Here is a 17735-nt window from a genome sequence, read left to right as displayed (position 1 = left end):
CGTAGCAGCTGTCGAGTAGAGCGAGGCAGCGTTCGGCTGCGAAGCAGCCGTAAAGCCCTGCACCTCGGTGTTTCAGGTAAACCTCGAGTACAGGTTTTACGAGGACTCCGTCCTCGGACGCTGCCTCGTTCTACTCGACAGCTGCTACGGGAGTTCTAGCCTTTAGAGATGTGTAGATACCCATGCCTCCCAAAAAAAACGGCACCTTGCGGTGCCGTTTCGCATTGCACGGTAAACCTGTTTACTTACGCGCCGCCTCCCAAGATTTCAGCAGTTCGGCATAGCTCACGGTTTCGCCTTTAGGCTTCTCGTTGGCCAGCTTGGGTTTCGGAGCGCCCGGCTGGTCGAGCCAGTATTGCGCATCGCGCTCCGGGTTCATTTTCGGGGCGCAGACCGCTTGGGCTTTCGAGCGTTCCAGGCGGGTCAGGATTGCGTCCTGGTCCTTGGCCAGGCCATCCAGCGCTTGTTGCGGGGTTTTCTCGCCGCTGGCGGCTTCGGCGATGTGGCTCCACCACAGTTGCGCCAAACGTGGATAGTCCGGCACGTTGGTCCCGGTCGGGGTCCATTGCACGCGGGCCGGGCTGCGATAGAACTCCACCAGGCCACCGAGTTTCGGCGCCAGGTCGGTCATGGCTTGGGAGTTGATGTCCGATTCGCGGATAGGTGTCAGGCCGACGATGGTTTTCTTCAGTGACACGGTTTTCGAGGTCACGAACTGCGCGTAGAGCCAGGCCGCCAACCGTTGTTTCTCCGGGGTGGATTTGAGGAAGGTCCAGGAACCGGCGTCCTGATAACCGAGTTTCATGCCCTTCTCCCAGTACGGACCTTTCGGCGACGGTGCCATGCGCCATTTCGGCGTGCCATCGGCATTCATCACCGGCAGGCCAGGTTTGGTCATGTCGGCAGTGAAAGCGGTGTACCAGAAGATCTGTTGGGCGATGTTGCCTTGGGACGGTACCGGGCCGGATTCGGAGAAGGTCATGCCCGCCGCTTCCGGTGGCGCGTATTTTTTCATCCAGTCAACGTACTTGGTGGTCGCATACACCGCCGCCGGCCCATTGGTGTCGCCACCGCGGGTCACGCTGGAACCGACCGGATGGCAATCCTCGACGCGGATGCCCCACTCGTCCACCGGCAGGCCGTTGGGTATGCCTTTGTCGCCGGCACCGGCCATGGAGAACCAGGCATCGGTGAAGCGCCATCCAAGGGACGGGTCTTTCTTGCCGTAATCCATGTGACCGTAGACGCGCTTGCCGTCGATTTCCTTGACGTCTTCGCTGAAGAATTTGGCGATGTCTTCATAGGCCGACCAGTTCACCGGCACGCCCAGCTCGTAGCCGTACTTTTCCTTGAACTTTGCTTTGAGGTCCGCACGTTCGAACCAGTCGGCGCGGAACCAGTAGAGGTTGGCGAACTGTTGGTCAGGCAGCTGATAGATCTTGCCGTCCGGCGCGGTGGTGAAGGAGATGCCGATGAAGTCTTTGATATCCAGGGTCGGCGAGGTGTAGGCCTTGCCTTCGTTGGCCATCAGATCGGTGATCGACTCGGTCTTGCCATAACGAAAGTGCGTACCGATCAGGTCCGAGTCGTTGACCCAGCCGTCATAGATATTCTTGTCCGATTGCATCTGGGTCTGCAGCTTTTCCACCACGTCGCCCTCCTGCAGCAAGTCGTGGGTCAGCTTGATCCCGGTGATCTCGGTAAAGGCCTTGGCCAGCACCTTGGACTCGTACTCGTGGGTGGCGATGGTTTCCGAGACCACGTTGATCTTCATTCCGCGAAACGGCTCGGAGGCCTTGATAAACCACTTCAGTTCCTCAAGCTGCTGAGCAGCGGTGAGGGTGGACGGTTTGAATTCGCTGCCAATCCATTTTTTCGCGGCGTCTTCATAGGCATCCGCCCAGGCCGCAGCGCTCAACCCGCTGAGTGTCAGCAGGGTTGCCAATGAAACGCTATGTCGCAGCTTATTGTTTTTGTCGAACATAAGACCTCCTGTTTGGGTTTCGGAGCATGACTGCCGGATTTCGGCTAGCCCCAGCGCATCACAGCCAACAGCCACACCAGAGACAGCGCGGACGCCACCCAGATGCTCCAGCCGGTCACGCCAATCACCAGCAAATGCAGGTAGGCGCTTCCCAGAAGACCGATAAACAGCCGATCACCACGGGTGGTGCTGATCGGTAGAAAGCCGCGCCGAGGGATGCTCGGCGAACGCAGTTCCCAGGTGGTCATGCCCGCCAGCAACAGGGCGATGGCACCGAAGAACGCCGCGGTCGGCGGGGTCCAGTTCATCCATTCCATCAGCAGCCCCTCAAACCCGGCCGAGGGCAAAGCCCTTGGCCACGTGATTACGAACGAACCAGATCACCAGCATGCCCGGCAGGATGGTCAGCACCCCGGCCGCTGCCAGCACCCCCCAGTCGATCCCCGAGGCCGACACGGTGCGGGTCATCACCGCCGCGATCGGCTTGGCGTTGACCGAGGTCAGGGTGCGCGCCAGCAGCAGTTCGACCCAGGAGAACATGAAGCAGAAGAACGCTGTCACGCCGATGCCCGAACCGATCAGCGGGATGAAAATCTTCACGAAGAACTTGGGAAAACTGTAGCCATCAATGTAGGCGGTTTCGTCGATTTCCTTCGGCACGCCGGACATGAAGCCTTCGAGAATCCACACCGCCAGCGGCACGTTGAACAGGCAGTGAGCCAGCGCGACCGCGATGTGGGTGTCGAACAGACCGATGGACGAATACAGCTGGAAGAATGGCAACAGGAACACCGCCGGTGGCGCCATGCGGTTGGTCAGCAGCCAGAAGAACAGGTGCTTGTCGCCGAGGAACCGGTAACGCGAGAACGCATAGGCCGCCGGCAAGGCCACACTCAGGGAGATCAGCGTATTCAGGCTCACGTAGTACAACGAGTTGAGGTAACCGGTGTACCAGCTCGGATCGGTGAAGATCACCTTGTAGTTGTTGACGGTGAAGTCCTGGGGAAACAGCGTCAGGCCGCCGAGGATCTCGGTGTTGCTCTTGAACGACATGTTCAGCAGCCAGTAGATCGGCACCAGCAGGAACAGGATGTAGATCAGCAAGGGCACTGTTTTAGCAGGGGTGAGACGTTTGCTCATGGCAGACCTCAGCGGTTGGCGTCAGAGTGAGTCATGGCGGTGTAGAACAGCCAGGACACCAACAGGATGATCAGGAAGTACACCAGCGAGAATGCCGCCGCCGGCCCCAGGTCGAATTGCCCGATCGCCATCTGGGTCAGGGTCTGGCTGAGGAAGGTGGTGGCATTGCCCGGCCCGCCGCCGGTCAGGACGAACGGCTCGGTGTAGATCATGAAGCTGTCCATGAAGCGCAGCATCACCGCGATCAGCAGCACACTCTTGAGCTTCGGCAACTGGATGTAGCGGAACACCGCCCAGCTCGAGGCCCGATCGATTCGCGCCGCCTGGTAGTACGCATCCGGGATGGCCCGCAGGCCGGAGAAACACAGGAGTGCCACCAGCGAGGTCCAGTGCCAGACGTCCATCACCAACACCGTGACCCAGGCATCCATGGTGTTGGCCGCATAGTTGTAACTGATGCCCATGGCGTTCAATGAATAGCCAAGCAAGCCAATGTCGGCGCGGCCGAAGATCTGCCAGATGGTGCCCACCACGTTCCACGGAATCAGCAGTGGGATCGCCATCAAGATCAACACCAGCGATGACCAGCGGCCCTTGGTCGGCATGGTCAGGGCGATGGCGATGCCCAGCGGAATCTCGATCAGCAAGACGCAGGCGGAGTAGATGAATTGCCGCAGCAGCGAATCGTGCAGGCGTGGATCGAGCAGCACCTGGCGATACCAGTCGGCACCGACGAAATAGCGGCTCGACTGATCGAAAATGTCCTGCACCGAGTAATTGACCACCGTCATCATCGGGATCACGGCGCTGAAGGCCACCAGCAGGAACACCGGCAACACCAGCCACCAGGCCTTGTTGTTCTGCACCTTGTTCATGGCTGCGCCTCGTTCATGGGTTGCGCCTCCAGCAGGTAATCATCGGCGTAGACCATCAACCACTGCGCCGGGAAGCTGATCCAGGCCTTGCCCTCGGGCACCGGCTTGTCTTCGGCCAGGCGTACTTTCAGCGGCGCGCCATCCAGATCGAGGGTCATGATCTTGTAGGTGCCCAGGTCTTCGACGTGCACCACCTCAGCGTGCAGCGCGTCGTCGTAGGGCTCGTCCCAGACGTGGATGAACTCCGGACGAATACCGACCTTCAGGGTCTTCCACTGGCTCTCGGCAATCCGTCGCTGCAAGGCCTCGGACAAGTCCAGATGGGTCCCGGCGAAACCGACGCCTCCGGCCTGGGGCTTGACCTCGATCAGATTCATCCCCGGGCTGCCAATGAAATAGCCGACAAAGGTGTGGCTCGGCCGCTCGAACAATTCCCGCGGCGTACCGAACTGCACGATCTGCCCGCCGTACATCACCGCGATCTTGTCGGCAAAGGTCGAAGCCTCGAGCTGATCGTGGGTCACGTAGACCATGGTGATATTGAACTGCTCATGGATCTGCTTGAGCTTGCGCCGCAGTTTCCATTTCAGGTGCGGATCGATCACCGTCAGCGGCTCGTCGAACAGAATCGCTGACACGTCATCGCGCACCAGGCCACGGCCCATGGAGACCTTTTGCTTTTCATCGGCCGTCAGGTTGCGGGCCTTCTTGTACAGCAGCGCCTGCAAATCGAGGACTTCGGCGATTTCCAGCACCTTGCTGTGAATCTTCGCCTCGGCCATGCCCTGATTGCGTAGCGGGAAGGCCAGGTTGTCGAACACCGTCATGGTGTCGTAGACCACCGGGAACTGGAAAACCTGGGCGATATTGCGCCGCTCGGGCGTCAGCTCATTGACCACTCTGCTGTCGAACAGCACCTGGCCTTCGGACGGGCTGAGCAGCCCGGAAATGATATTGAGCAAGGTTGACTTGCCGCAGCCGGATGGCCCGAGCAAGGCATAAGCACCGCCCTGCTCCCAGACATGGTTCATCTCGCGAATCGCATAGTCCTCAGGCCCGGCAGGCGTGCGGCTGTAGCTGTGGGCGAGGTTCTGCAAACGGATTTCGGCCATCAGGCAACCCTCGCGACACGCCGACCGGGCGCCTGGACCAGACGCCCCTGCGCATCGAAGACAAAGAGTTTATGCGTCGGGATATAGATGCGGATTGGCGCGTCGACGTCGTACTCATGCACCCCGGGCAAGTGCAGGACCAGCAGGAAATGCTCGTTGCGCACATGCAGGAAGGTTTCCGAACCGCTGATCTCCGCCACCTCGACGGTCACCGCCAGCTCGAGGTCGTCGTCGTTGCTCGGCACCAGGGAGATATGGCTCGGCCGCACGCCGAAGCGAAACTCGCCCTCGCCGACCGGGCGCAAATCCACGTTCAGCGGAAAATGCACGAAATTGGCGAAGCTCACTTCATTGCCGGCGATGCGCCCCGGCATGAGGTTGATTGGCGGCTCGGAGAACAGCTCGGCAGCCAGCACGGTCTGCGGCTGGTGATAGACCTCGGCTGTCTTGCCGCTCTGAACCACCCGGCCTTCATGCACAATAGTCGTGGTGCCGCCCAGGGCCAACGCTTCGTTGGGCTCGGTGGTGGCGTAGATGGCGATGGTGTGGTGGGTCTGGAACAGCTCGCGCATTTCCTGGCGCAGCTCTTCGCGCAGCTTGTAGTCGAGGTTGACCAGCGGCTCGTCGAACAGGATCAGCTCGGCGTCCTTGACCAGCGCCCGGGCCATGGCGGTGCGCTGCTGCTGACCGCCGGAGAGTTCGAGGGGATAACGCTGGAGAAACTTTTCGATGCGCAGCATTTGCGCGGTTTCCAGCACTTTGCTCTGGATCAGCTGGGCCGAGACTCCGGCCTGACGCAGCGGCGAGGCGATATTTTCGAAGACGGTCATGGTCGGGTAGTTGATGAACTGCTGATAGACCATCGACACATTGCGCAGCCGCACCGGGCGCTGGGTGACGTCGACGCCGTTCATCAGGATGCGTCCGCTGTCGGGCTTGTCCAAGCCCGCCATCAGCCGCATCAGACTGGTCTTGCCGGAGAGCGTACGGCCGAGCAAGACGTTGAAGGATCCGGGTTCGAAGCGCAGATTCGCATTGTCGATCCAGATCTGGCCCTCGACGGTGCGACTGACGTGCTCCAGCGTTAATGACATGGCCCGGCCTTTTTATTATTGGAGTCAAGCGACCTGAGCACCAGAGCGACAATCGTGCCAAAAACTCCAAGCGATTGATCCGGTTGTGTTTTGTTGAAAATGAAGGGAGAGCGGCATTCGTTGCTGAACAGAAATGAACAGCTGCGACTGAACAATTGAACAGTCCTGGGTTTGACAATGAACAATAGTGGACAACACTCAACGGATGCTTTTGCGCGTAAGCCGTACCCCCGTAGCAGCTGCCGAAGGCTGCTTTTGCGCGTAAGCCGGCCCCCGTAGCAGCTGCCGAAGGCTGCGTCCGGCCGCGTAGCGGTCGTAAACCAGACAACGCATTTTTCCAGGTTAATTGTGCAAGCAGGATTTACGACTGCTGCGCAGCCGGACGCAGGCTTCGCCAGCTGCTACGGAGTGTGTTGCGCTCAAGGCCCATAACAAAAATAACAAAGCATTCTCAGAGATCGACTGCCATGGCCGCACCTGCCCCGCTGTTGTCCCATGACGCCATCATCCAGGACTCCTGGCGCCGCTGCCGGGCCTTCGGGCTCAGCCATCAGAGCGCCCCGGCGTTCGACCAGCTGCCCGCCGAGGGCATTGCGCAATTGCTCGAGAGCCAGCGCTCCCTGGTGCAAACCACCCACCAGGAAGTCCTGCCGTATTACGAAAACATCCTCAGCAACTCCAACTGCCTGATCATGCTCGCCGACAATCAAGGCCAGGTGCTGACGTCCTGGGGCACCCAGCGCTTTATCGAGCCGAGCCTGGCCCGGGGGTTCAAGGCCGGCGCCAGCTGGATGGAACGCTGCAGCGGAACCAACGCCATTGGCACCGCCCTGGCCTGCTCGCAGTGCGTGCATATCGAGCACGATGAACACTTCCTCAAGGCCAACCGCTTCATGACCGGCTCCGCGGCACCGATCTTCGACGCCGAGCGCCAGGTGATCGCGGTACTCGACGTCTCCAGCGACAGCTACCTGCCGCCGTCCCACACCTTGGGCATGGTGAAAATGATGAGTCAGACGGTGGAGAACCGGCTGATCCTCAACCTGTTCCAGGGCCGGCATTTCCAGCTGACCTTCAACACCGGCCTGAACAACCTCGACAGCCAATGGGCCGGTCTGCTGATCTTCGATGAAAATGGCCAGGTGCTGTCGGCCAACCGCCGCGCCGACACTCTGCTGGGCGTCAGCCTGTCGCGGGTCAGCGTCGAAAGCCTGTTCAAGGTCTCGTTGCGGGACCTGCTCAACCAGCCGGAAGGTTTACCCTTCGCGCTGCAGGCTTCGGGGCGCAACCGATTTCAGTGCTTGTTGAAGCACCCCAAGCAGGCGCCCATTCAGGCCCGGGTGTTGGCCGAGCCAGTCAGCCCTGTCCCGACGGCGATCAGTCTCAGCACCTTGCACTTTGGTGACAGTCGCGTCGAGAAAGCCGTGCGCCAGGCCGAGCGTTTGCTGGAGAAAGACATTCCCCTGCTGATCCATGGCGAAACGGGTGTGGGTAAGGAAGTGTTCGTCAAAGCCCTGCATCAGGCCAGCTCCAGGAGTAAACAACCATTCATTGCCGTCAACTGTGCGGCGATCCCGGCCGAATTGGTGGAGTCCGAGCTGTTCGGTTATGAAAAAGGCGCCTTTACCGGTGCCAGCCAGAAAGGCAGCATCGGGCTGATCCGCAAGGCCGACAAAGGCACGCTATTCCTCGACGAAATCGGTGATATGCCACTGCCGACCCAGGCCCGCTTGCTGCGGGTACTGCAGGAGCGTTGCGTGCAGCCGGTGGGCAGCAGCGAACTGTTCCCTGTCGACATCCGCATCATCTCGGCCACCAACCGCGCCCTGCGTGACCAGGTTAAAGCCGGACGTTTTCGGGAAGACCTTTACTACCGGATCGGCGGTTTGACTTTGGAGTTGCCGCCCTTACGTGAGCGCAGTGACAAGCAGGCGCTGTTCAAGCGCTTGTGGGAGCAGCATCGGGAGCCGACGCAATGGGCTGGGTTGAGTCGTGAAGTCATGGAGCTGTTCTCCCGCCATCCATGGCCGGGGAACCTGCGGCAGGTCAGTAGTGTAATGCAGGTAGCGCTGGCCATGGCCGAGGAACAACCGGTGCGGCCGGAGCATTTGCCGGATGATTTTTTTGTGGATCTGGAGATGGAGCCGGTTGAGGTGGCTGAGCCGTTGGCGGTTGATTTGAATGATGCCGAGGATTTGAATCGGCAGTTGCAGGCAGCTGGAGGGAATATTTCGCACTTGGCCCGTAGGTTGGGAGTTAGCCGGAATACCCTTTACAAGCGATTGCGGCAACAGGAGAACTAAGGCGGCTGAACCTGTGGTGTTCGGCTTGAGACCATCGCGAGCAAGGGACTTGTGTCGCTCACAAAAATTGAAATTCACCATGGACCAATGTGGGAGCGAGCTTGCTCCGGGCGGCGATCCGACGATAGCGCCCTTGCCGACACAGCAGAATTGATTTAGATAACCGGCAAACTGCCCCAAGATCAAAAGATCGCAGCCTGCGGCAGCTCCTACACAGGTAGCGTACAACCTTGCCATCGCAGATAACCACAATCCTGTAGGAGCTGCCGCAGGCTGCGATCTTTTGATCTTTAATAAACAAAAACCCGCACAAAGGCGGGTTTTGTTTTGCAGCAAAACGCAGGCTTCAGTCAGCCAAACGCCAGGTGGTCCCGCCCTTGCCGTCTTCCAGCACCACGCCCATGGCGGTGAGCTGGTCGCGGATGCGGTCGGATTCGGCCCAGTCCTTGTTGGCACGAGCGGCCAGACGCGCCTGGATCAGCGCATCGACCTCGGCCCCATCGACCCGGCCTTCAGCGCCGGCCTGCAGGAAGTCTTCGGCTTCCAGTTGCAGCACACCCAGTACGCTGGCCAGCTCTTTCAAGCGTGCCGCCAGACCGGCCGCCGCTTGCACATCGCTGTCGCGCAGGCGGTTGATCTCGCGGACCATCTCGAACAGCACCGCGCAGGCTTCCGGCGTACCGAAGTCGTCGTTCATCACCTGGGTGAAACGCTCGACGAAGGCTTCGCCACCGGCTGGCGGAACATTCGGCAGGCCTTTCAACGCATGGTAGAACCGCTCCAGAGCACCCTTGGCGTCCTTGAGGTTGTCTTCCGAGTAGTTGATCGCGCTGCGGTAATGGCTCGACACCAGCAAGTAACGCACGACTTCCGGGTGGTACTTGTCGAGCACGTCGCGAATGGTGAAGAAGTTGTTCAAGGACTTGGACATCTTCTCGCCATTGATGCGAATCATCCCGCAGTGCATCCACGCATTGGCGTAGGGCTTGCCGGTCGCGGCTTCGCTCTGGGCGATTTCGTTTTCGTGGTGCGGAAACTCCAGGTCACTGCCGCCGCCATGAATGTCGAAGGTCTCGCCCAGGCAGCAGGTCGACATCACCGAGCATTCGATGTGCCAGCCCGGACGCCCGGTGCCCCACGGCGATTCCCAGCTCGGCTCGCCCGGCTTGGCGGCTTTCCACAGGACAAAGTCCAGCGGGTCCTGTTTCGACTCGTCGACCTCGATCCGCGCGCCGATGCGCAGGTCTTCGATCTTCTTGCGCGACAGCTTGCCGTAACCCATGAACTTGCCAACGCGGTAGTACACGTCGCCATTACCTGGCGCGTAGGCGTAGCCCTTGTCAATCAGGGTCTGGATCATCGCGTGCATGCCGGCGATATGATCGGTGGCCCGCGGTTCCATGTCTGGCTTCTTGATGTTCAGCCGCGCTTCGTCCTCGTGCATCGCCGCGATCATGCGCTCGGTCAGCGCTTCGAACGCCTCGCCGTTTTCCCGGGCGCGGTTGATGATCTTGTCGTCGATGTCGGTGATATTGCGCACATAGGTCAGGTCATAACCGCTGAAGCGCAGCCAGCGGGTCACCAGGTCAAAGGCGACCATGCTGCGGCCATGGCCCAGGTGGCAGTAGTCGTATACGGTCATCCCGCAGACGTACATGCGCACCTTGTTGCCATCCAGCGGCTTGAAGACTTCTTTGCTCTTGGTGAGCGTGTTGTAGATGGTAAGCACGACGGTATCCTTAACGCTTGATCACTGGCCCCACGAATCGCGCAGGGTCACGGTACGGTTGAACACCGGATGACCTGGTTTCGAGTCCTTGATATCCGCGCAGAAGTAACCTTCGCGCTCGAACTGGAAACGGTCTTCCGGCTGTGCATTGCCCAACGAGGGTTCAGCACGACAACCGGTGAGCACCTTCAGTGAATCAGGGTTGATGTTGTCCAGGAAACCTTCGCTGTCTTCAGCCTTCTCCGGGTTCGGCGAACGGAACAGGCGATCGTACAGACGCACTTCGCACTCGACGCTGGCCGCGGCCGGGACCCAATGCACCACGCCTTTGACCTTGCGGCCTTCAGGGTTCTTGCCGAGAGTTTCAGGATCGTAGGAGCAACGCAGTTCGATGATGTTGCCATCGGCGTCCTTGATCGCTTCGTCGGCACGGATCACGTAGCTGCCGCGCAGACGCACTTCGCCATTCGGCTCCAGGCGTTTGTAGCCTTTTGGCGGCTCTTCCATGAAGTCTTCACGGTCGATGTAGATCTCACGGGCGAACGGCAGTTGGCGCACGCCCATGTCTTCTTTCGGGTGGCACGCCAGTTCGAGGTTCTCGACCTGGCCTTCCGGGTAATTGGTGATCACGACTTTCAGCGGACGCAGCACGCACATGGCACGCGGGGCGCTGTGGTCGAGGTCGTCGCGGATGCTGAACTCCAGCATGCCAAAATCGACCACGCCTTCGGAACGGTTGGTGCCGACCATGTCGCAGAAGTTGCGAATCGATTTCGGGGTATAACCACGGCGGCGGAAACCCGACAGCGTGGACATGCGCGGGTCATCCCAGCCGTGAACGTGTTTCTCGTCGACCAACTGCTTGAGCTTGCGCTTGCTGGTGATGGTGTAGTTCAGGTTCAGCCGCGAGAACTCGTACTGACGCGGGTGCGCCGGGACTGGCAGGTTGTCGAGGAACCAGTCGTACAGCGGACGGTGGCCTTCGAACTCCAGGGTGCAGATCGAGTGGGTGATGCCTTCGATGGCGTCCGACTGACCGTGGGTGAAGTCGTAGTTCGGGTAGATGCACCATTTGTCACCGGTCTGGTGGTGGTGCTCGTGGCGGATGCGATACATGATCGGGTCGCGCAGGTTCATGTTCGGCGAAGCCATGTCGATTTTGGCTCGCAGGACGCGCTCGCCATCCTTGAATTCGCCGGCCTTCATGCGGGCGAACCAGTCGAGGTTCTCTTCGACGCTGCGCTCACGGAACGGGCTGTTCTTGCCCGGCTCGGTCAGGTTGCCACGGTATTCCCTGGCTTGCTCGGGGGTCAGGTCGCAAACGTAGGCCTTGCCAGCCTTGATCAGTTCCACCGCCCAGTCGTGCAGCTGGTCGAAATACTGCGAGGCATAGCGCACTTCGCCGGACCATTGGAAACCCAGCCATTTGATGTCGCTTTCAATGGCGTCGATGTATTCCTGGTCTTCCTTGGCCGGGTTGGTATCGTCAAAACGCAGGTGCGTGACGCCACCGAATTCCTCGGCCAGGCCGAAGTTCACACAGATCGACTTGGCGTGGCCGATGTGCAGGTAGCCGTTGGGCTCTGGCGGGAAACGGGTGACGATCTGCGTGTGCTTACCCGAGTCCAGGTCCGCCTGGATGATCGGGCGCAGGAAATTGACTGGAACGGCAGGTCCGGTCTTGGAATTCGAGGTAGGGTCGACAGTGGGCTTGCTCATAGGATCCTTGGACTTACAAGTGCGCGGCCGAAATACGGGCCTGACAAAACAAAGCCGCTATCATAGCCGATGCTGTCAAGCAGCTGACAGAGGAGGCCCGAAAACAGCTGCGTTTAATGCACCTGTTTTGAAAAACAGCCTCGAAATTCGCGCCCGGCACGCTAAACTGCGCAACCTGGCGTTTTTTTTGCCAGACCGGTTCGGGCCCGCAGGCAGCGTGAGCGCCCCGAAACCCACGAATTTCTTGAAAGAGCGATAACGATCATGACTAAAGTCAAACTGACGACCAACAAGGGCGACATCGTCCTGGAACTGAACGCCGAAAAAGCCCCGATCACCGTGGCCAACTTCGTCGAGTACGTTAAGGCCGGTCACTACGAAAACACCGTATTCCACCGTGTAATCGGTAACTTCATGGTCCAGGGCGGCGGTTTCGAACCAGGCATGAAGGAAAAGAAAGACAAACGCCCAAGCATCCAGAACGAAGCCGACAACGGCCTTTCCAACGACAAGTACACCGTTGCCATGGCCCGCACCATGGAGCCGCATTCGGCTTCCGCGCAGTTCTTCATCAACGTTGCCGACAACAGCTTCCTCAACCACAGCGCCAAAACCGCGCAAGGCTGGGGTTATGCAGTGTTCGGTAAAGTGGTCGAAGGCACCGAGGTCGTCGACAAGATCAAAGGTGTCGCCACCACCATGAAGTCCGGTCATCAAGACGTGCCAGCAGAAGACGTGATCATCGAGAAAGCCGAGATCATTGAGTGATACTGCTGATTTCAGACTTGCATCTGGAAGAGGAGCGCCCGGACATAACCCGGGCGTTTCTGGATTTACTGAGCGGGCGTGCCCGCTCGGCGCAAGCGTTGTACATTTTGGGAGATTTTTTCGAGGCATGGATCGGCGACGATGCCATGACCCCCTACCAGCTTTCCATTTGCCAGGCAGTACGGGAACTCAGCGACAGCGGTACGCAGGTGTTCCTGATGCATGGCAATCGCGATTTCATGCTTGGCAAGGCCTTCTGCAAGGCCGCCGGGTGCACCCTGCTCAAAGACCCGAGCGTCGTTGAGTTGAACGGCGAGCCGGTGCTGCTGATGCATGGCGACAGTCTCTGCACCCGCGACGAAGCCTATATGCGCATGCGTCGTTACCTGCGTAATCCAGTGACTTTGTGGGTCCTGCGACATCTACCGTTGCGCACCCGGCACAAGCTGGCGCGCAAACTGCGCAGCGAAAGCCGCACCCAGACCCGCATGAAAGCCAACGACATCGTCGACGTGACCCCCGAGGAAATTCCGCGAATCATGCAGGAATACGGGGTCCGCACCCTGGTCCACGGCCACACCCACCGCCCTGCCATCCATAAGTTGCAGATTGGCGAGCAAGCGGCCAGGCGCATTGTGCTGGGGGACTGGGATCGCCAGGGCTGGGCGTTGCAGGTGGATGAGCACGGGTTTGCGCTTGCGCATTTTGATTTTGGGAATCCGCGCCTGACAGTTGAATGAGATCCTTTTGGAACGAGCTTGCTCGCGATAGAGGCGTGACAGTCAACAGAGATGCTGAATGTGAATCCGTCATCGCGAGCAAGCTCGCTCCCACATTGACTGTATTCCGCTTAATGGCCGCTCATCGCCGGCCCCGCCTTCGCCGCAAACGGCGGTCTGGCCGGCCGTAGCAGCTGCCGAGCCCGCGAGGCTGCGTTCGGCCGCGAAGCGGTCGTAGTCCAGTGCATGCGGTTGTTCTGTTAAATCGCGATCACAGGTTTTACGACTGCTTCGCAGCCGAACGCAGCCTCGCAGAGCTCGGCAGCTGCTACGGCGGGACCCTACATCAATGCCCCGCAGTCGCCGGCCCGGCCTTCGCCGCAAACGGCGGTCTGGCCAGCCATACCAGCAGGATCAAGCCCATAAAAGCCCACCCCAGCAACGTGAAATAATCCACGGTCGAGAGCATATAGGCCTGGCTGGTCAGCACATGATCCAGCTGTGCATAGGCCGGATTGCCCGCCCCGCCCAGACTGTTCAAGGCATCCCGGGTCGCAGGCTCATAGGTGCTGATGCTTTCGCTCAGATAGGCATGATGCTGATCGGCGCGACGGATCCAGATCCAGGTGGTCAGGGATGCCGCAAAACTGCCGCCCAAAGTCCGCAGGAAAGTGGCCAGGCCGGCACCGTCGGCGATCTGATGCGGCGGCAGATCCGACATCAGAATGCTCAGGGTCGGCATGAAGAACAGCGCCACGCCGATGCCCATGAACAGTTGCACCAGGGCGATGTGCTGGAAGTCCACTTCATGGGTAAACCCGGCGCGCATGAAACAGCTCAGGCCAATCGCCAGAAACGCCAGCCCGGCCAGCAGCCGCAAGTCGAACTTGTGCGCGTACTTGCCGACAAACGGCGACATCAGTACCGGCAGAATCCCGATCGGCGCTACCGCCAGCCCGGCCCAGGTCGCCGTATAGCCCATCTGTGTCTGCAGCCATTGCGGCAGAATCAGGTTGATGCCGAAGAACCCGGCATAACCGCATACCAACACAATGGTGCCAATGCGGAAGTTGCGATGGGCGAACAACCGCAGATTGACCACCGGGTGCTTATCGGTCATTTCCCAGATCACGAACACCGCCAGGGCTATCGCCGAAATGGCCGCGCCGATGATGATGAAATTCGACTCGAACCAGTCCAGGTCGTTGCCCTTGTCGAGGATGACCTGCAGCGCACCGACGCCAATGATCAGGGTCAGCAAGCCCACATAATCCATCGGCTGGCGACTGATCACCACCGGCCGGGCCTTGAGTTGTTGCTTGACCACCATGACCGCGAACACACCAATGGGCACGTTGATAAAGAAGATCCACGGCCAGCTGTAGCTATCGGTAATCCAGCCACCCAGTATCGGCCCGGCAATCGGTGCAACCACCGTGACCATTGCCAGCAATGCCAATGCCATCCCCCGTTTGGCGGGCGGATAGACTGCGATCAGCAGGGTCTGGGTCATCGGATACAGCGGCCCTGCCACCAGGCCTTGCAGCACCCGAAAACCAACCAACTCTGGCATGGAGGTGGAGATACCGCACAGGAACGACGCCAGCACAAACAGGATGGTCGACCAGAGAAACAGCTTCACCTCACCGAAGCGCCGACTGAGCCAGCCGGTCAACGGCAGCGCAATCGCATTGCTCACGGCAAACGAAGTGATGACCCAGGTGCCCTGCTCCGAACTCACCCCCAGGTTGCCGGAAATCGTCGGCAAGGCCACGTTGGCGATGGTGGTATCGAGCACCTGCATGAAGGTCGCCAGGGACAAGCCGATGGTGGCGAACACCAGGCTGGGCGGCGTGAAGGAGGCGTTATTGCTCATCGCGAATCCTTTGAAACGTGGCTGGCTGCGAGCGCCAGGGCCGCAGCTGAGGGATTGGCGAATCAGCGCTGCACGGTTTTGCTCGCCGCAGAGCTGTTGTCGTGGATCAGGCGAGTGATCATTGCATCGGCCTCAACCAACTGACGGTCGTAGACACTGGTGCTGAACGAGGCCTTTTGCGCCGGCTGTTGCGCCAGCACCGGGCCGCTCTGGTCGTGCAGATTGACCTGAACCTGAGTCGACAGACCGACCCGCAATGGATGCCTGGCAAGTTCTTCGGCGTTGATATGAATCCGCACCGGGACGCGCTGGACGATCTTGATCCAGTTGCCGGTCGCGTTCTGCGCCGGCAGCAAGGCAAACGCGCTGCCGGTGCCGGCACCGAGGCTGTCGATGGTGCCGCTGTATTTCACGTCGCTGCCGTAGAGGTCGGCTTCGATGTCCACCGGCTGGCCGATGCGCATGTCCCGCAGCTGGGTTTCCTTGAAGTTGGCATCGATCCACAGCTGATCCAGCGGGATCACCGCCATCAGCGCGGTGCCCGGCTGAACCCGCTGACCGAGTTGCACGGTGCGTTTGGCGACATACCCGGTGACCGGCGCGATCAAGGTGCTGCGGGCATTGGTCAGGTAGGCCTGACGCAGTTGCGCGGCGGCGGCCTGCACGTCCGGATGGGACGAGACCACGGTGTCGTCGACCAAGGCACTGCTGGTATTGAGTTGCTGCCGGGCGTTGGCCAGGGCGTTTTGCGCCGAGGTCAGGTCATCCCGGGCGTGGGACAGTTCTTCCTGGGAAATCGCCCCACCGGCCGCCAGGTTCTTGCGTCGGTTGAAGTTTTCCAGGGCTTTTTGCACTTCGGCTTTCTGCGCATTGACCTGAGCCTTCATGCCGTCGACGTTGCTGTACAGGCCGCGGACCTGACGCACGGTACGGGCCAGATTGGCCTGCGCACTCTGCAAGCCGACTTGCGCGTCATTGGGGTCGAAGTTGATCAGCACCTGGCCCTCATGCACCCGGTCACCGTCATCGGCGCCAATGCTCACCACGGTGCCGGTGACCAAGGGGGTGATTTCCACGACGTTACCGTTCACATAGGCATCGTCGGTGCTTTCATTCCAGCGCCCGTACAACGCGTGCCAGCCCCAGACGCTCAAGCCCCCGAGGACGACGATGACAGCCAGCACCAGCAGCATGAGCTTGCGCTTGCGCGGGTTGCCCGTGTCCTGGGAGTTTTCGGCAGTGTTGAGGGTGTCTTCAGTCGCCATGACAAGTACCTTGAATTATTCAGTCCGCGTGGCTGGGGTGGGGTTGGCCGAGGCGAGGGTGTCGGCTTGAAACCCGCCGCCCAGTGCCTGCATCAATTGAATCGAGAGGTCGATCTGCTCGGCATTCAGGTTCGCCAGCTGACGCTGGGTCTGCAGCAGTTGCTGCTCGATGCTGAGTACGTCCAGGTAGTTGCCGATGCCGGAACCGAAGCGCTGGACCACGGTGTTGTAAGAGTCCTGGGCAATATCGGTGGCGTGTTGCTGGGCTTTGATCTGCCGGCCGATGTCGCTCAGTTGCGAAAGGGTGTCGCTGACATCCCCCAGGGCTGTCACCAGACTCTTGTTGTACTGCGCCACGGCGAGGTCGTAGTCGGCGTCACGAGCATCGAGATCGGCACGCAGGCGACCGCCATCGAAAATCGGCAGCGATACGGTTGGCGCGACGCTGAAGAAGCGACTGGCCGAACCAAACAACGCATCACCGAGCAGCGACTGGGTCCCGGCCGCCGCGCTCAGGTTGAGGTTTGGATAGAAGTTGGTCTTGCCGGCGACGATATCCTTGCTCGCCGCCTCGACCCGCCAGCGGGCGGCGACCAGGTCCGGACGGCGACCCAGCAACTCGGCCGGGAGCACCGATGGCAAGGCCACGGCGCTGGCTTGCAAGACATTCGGTCGAGCAATTTCGTTGCCGCGATCCGGGCCTTTGCCAAGCAGCACCGCCAGGGCAATCCGGGCGCTTTGCAGGTTCTTCTCGGCGTCGATCAGCTCGGCCTGGGAGCTGGCCTCAAGGCTTTCGGTTTGCTGGTATTGGTATTGGCTGTCGATCCCGGAGCTGAGCCGGCGTTGGCCCAGGTCGAGCATTTGCCGGGTGCGTTTGAGGTCGTCACTGGCCAGGTCATGGACGATATGCGCCTGGCCCAGATTGCTGTAGGCCCGGGCGACATCGGCGGCCAGGGTCAGCTGTGCTGCCTGGCGGTCGATCTCGGCTGCACGGGCCTGGCCCAGCGCGGCTTCCCAGGTGGCGCGCTGGCCGCCCCAGAGGTCGAAGGTGTAATTGAAATCCACGCCGAGGCTGCGCAGGGTGCTGTAGTTGCCGCCCTGCCCGCTCGGGTCCTGGTCGCGGGCCAGTCGCGAGCGACTGACGCTGGCAC

14 protein-coding genes are annotated in these 17735 nt (G+C 60.3%); 3 read left to right on the top strand and 11 right to left on the bottom strand.

All coding sequences use genetic code 11. The annotated features are described in order from the left end of the window. Positions 1-241: 241 nt before the first annotated feature. The 6 genes from F8N21_RS18035 to F8N21_RS18010 are packed head-to-tail and all read right to left on the bottom strand — an operon-like array spanning position 242 to position 6205. Positions 242-1984, bottom strand: a complete 1743-nt coding sequence (locus F8N21_RS18035; protein ID WP_150643407.1) for an ABC transporter substrate-binding protein — start codon at positions 1982-1984, stop codon at positions 242-244. Between the two features lie 44 nt (positions 1985-2028). Then, positions 2029-2301 (bottom strand): DUF2160 domain-containing protein, encoded by a 273-nt coding sequence (locus tag F8N21_RS18030; RefSeq protein ID WP_150643406.1) that lies wholly within the window; start codon positions 2299-2301, stop codon positions 2029-2031. Positions 2302-2311: 10 nt separating this feature from the next. Next, positions 2312-3124 carry a carbohydrate ABC transporter permease gene (locus tag F8N21_RS18025; RefSeq protein ID WP_150643405.1) on the bottom strand — a complete coding sequence of 271 codons (813 nt, stop codon included), beginning with the start codon at positions 3122-3124 and terminating at the stop codon, positions 2312-2314. A gap of 8 nt (positions 3125-3132) precedes the next feature. Further along, positions 3133-3999 carry a carbohydrate ABC transporter permease gene (locus F8N21_RS18020; RefSeq protein WP_150643404.1) on the bottom strand — a complete coding sequence of 289 codons (867 nt, stop codon included), beginning with the start codon at positions 3997-3999 and terminating at the stop codon, positions 3133-3135. Beyond that, the gene (locus F8N21_RS18015; RefSeq protein WP_150643403.1) at positions 3996-5111 is read right to left on the bottom strand and encodes an ABC transporter ATP-binding protein; all 1116 of its coding nucleotides are present in this window, start codon (positions 5109-5111) and stop codon (positions 3996-3998) included. The genes F8N21_RS18020 and F8N21_RS18015 overlap by 4 nt, the downstream gene beginning before the upstream one ends. Beyond that, positions 5111-6205: an ABC transporter ATP-binding protein gene (locus tag F8N21_RS18010; RefSeq protein ID WP_150643402.1), complete on the bottom strand. Its 1095-nt coding sequence runs from the start codon at positions 6203-6205 to the stop codon at positions 5111-5113. Before F8N21_RS18010 ends, F8N21_RS18015 begins: the two co-directional genes overlap by 1 nt. Positions 6206-6672: 467 nt before the next feature. Here F8N21_RS18010 and F8N21_RS18005 point away from each other — a divergent pair, with 467 nt between their 5' ends. After that, on the top strand, positions 6673-8508 hold the full coding sequence (locus tag F8N21_RS18005) for a sigma-54-dependent Fis family transcriptional regulator (RefSeq protein ID WP_150643401.1): 1836 nt from the start codon (positions 6673-6675) through the stop codon (positions 8506-8508). 346 nt (positions 8509-8854) lie between these two features. Here F8N21_RS18005 and cysS read toward each other — a convergent pair whose 3' ends face one another. Beyond that, on the bottom strand, positions 8855-10237 hold the full coding sequence (gene cysS, locus F8N21_RS18000) for a cysteine--tRNA ligase (RefSeq protein ID WP_150643400.1): 1383 nt from the start codon (positions 10235-10237) through the stop codon (positions 8855-8857). Between the two features lie 21 nt (positions 10238-10258). Next, entirely contained in the window at positions 10259-11956 is a 1698-nt protein-coding gene (locus tag F8N21_RS17995) for a glutamine--tRNA ligase/YqeY domain fusion protein (protein ID WP_150643399.1), read from the bottom strand. A gap of 264 nt (positions 11957-12220) precedes the next feature. Between F8N21_RS17995 and F8N21_RS17990 the strand changes: the two genes are divergently transcribed. Next, complete coding sequence (locus F8N21_RS17990; RefSeq protein ID WP_150643398.1) at positions 12221-12724, top strand: peptidylprolyl isomerase; 504 nt, start codon at positions 12221-12223, stop codon at positions 12722-12724. Beyond that, on the top strand, positions 12721-13464 hold the full coding sequence (lpxH, locus tag F8N21_RS17985) for a UDP-2,3-diacylglucosamine diphosphatase (protein WP_150643397.1): 744 nt from the start codon (positions 12721-12723) through the stop codon (positions 13462-13464). Before F8N21_RS17990 ends, lpxH begins: the two co-directional genes overlap by 4 nt. 325 nt (positions 13465-13789) lie before the next feature. On the opposite strand, the gene F8N21_RS17975 is transcribed toward lpxH, so the two are convergent. The 3 genes from F8N21_RS17975 to F8N21_RS17965 form a co-directional block, all read right to left on the bottom strand. Further along, complete coding sequence (locus F8N21_RS17975; protein WP_150643396.1) at positions 13790-15319, bottom strand: DHA2 family efflux MFS transporter permease subunit; 1530 nt, start codon at positions 15317-15319, stop codon at positions 13790-13792. 62 nt (positions 15320-15381) lie between these two features. Continuing rightward, complete coding sequence (locus tag F8N21_RS17970) at positions 15382-16584, bottom strand: efflux RND transporter periplasmic adaptor subunit (RefSeq protein WP_150643395.1); 1203 nt, start codon at positions 16582-16584, stop codon at positions 15382-15384. A gap of 15 nt (positions 16585-16599) precedes the next feature. Continuing rightward, positions 16600-17735 (bottom strand): efflux transporter outer membrane subunit (locus tag F8N21_RS17965; RefSeq protein ID WP_150643394.1); only part of this gene is annotated, 1136 nt, incomplete at its 5' end.

It is taken from the genome of Pseudomonas fluorescens (assembly GCF_902497895.1).
GTDB classification, from domain to species: domain Bacteria; phylum Pseudomonadota; class Gammaproteobacteria; order Pseudomonadales; family Pseudomonadaceae; genus Aquipseudomonas; species Aquipseudomonas fluorescens_BP.
Note: the sequence above shows the minus strand (reverse complement) of the source record. Positions and strands in the feature narration are given on the sequence as shown.

Bases quoted from the DNA above. Each gene is read 5' to 3' on its own strand.
- F8N21_RS18035 (WP_150643407.1), bottom strand. From the start codon at position 1,984: ATGTTCGACAAAAACAATAAGCTGCGACATAGCGTTTCATTGGCAACC.
- F8N21_RS18030 (WP_150643406.1), bottom strand. From the start codon at position 2,301: ATGGAATGGATGAACTGGACCCCGCCGACCGCGGCGTTCTTCGGTGCC.
- F8N21_RS18025 (WP_150643405.1), bottom strand. From the start codon at position 3,124: ATGAGCAAACGTCTCACCCCTGCTAAAACAGTGCCCTTGCTGATCTAC.
- F8N21_RS18020 (WP_150643404.1), bottom strand. From the start codon at position 3,999: ATGAACAAGGTGCAGAACAACAAGGCCTGGTGGCTGGTGTTGCCGGTG.
- F8N21_RS18015 (WP_150643403.1), bottom strand. From the start codon at position 5,111: ATGGCCGAAATCCGTTTGCAGAACCTCGCCCACAGCTACAGCCGCACG.
- F8N21_RS18010 (WP_150643402.1), bottom strand. From the start codon at position 6,205: ATGTCATTAACGCTGGAGCACGTCAGTCGCACCGTCGAGGGCCAGATC.
- F8N21_RS18005 (WP_150643401.1), top strand. From the start codon at position 6,673: ATGGCCGCACCTGCCCCGCTGTTGTCCCATGACGCCATCATCCAGGAC.
- F8N21_RS17995 (WP_150643399.1), bottom strand. From the start codon at position 11,956: ATGAGCAAGCCCACTGTCGACCCTACCTCGAATTCCAAGACCGGACCT.
- F8N21_RS17990 (WP_150643398.1), top strand. From the start codon at position 12,221: ATGACTAAAGTCAAACTGACGACCAACAAGGGCGACATCGTCCTGGAA.
- F8N21_RS17975 (WP_150643396.1), bottom strand. From the start codon at position 15,319: ATGAGCAATAACGCCTCCTTCACGCCGCCCAGCCTGGTGTTCGCCACC.
- F8N21_RS17970 (WP_150643395.1), bottom strand. From the start codon at position 16,584: ATGGCGACTGAAGACACCCTCAACACTGCCGAAAACTCCCAGGACACG.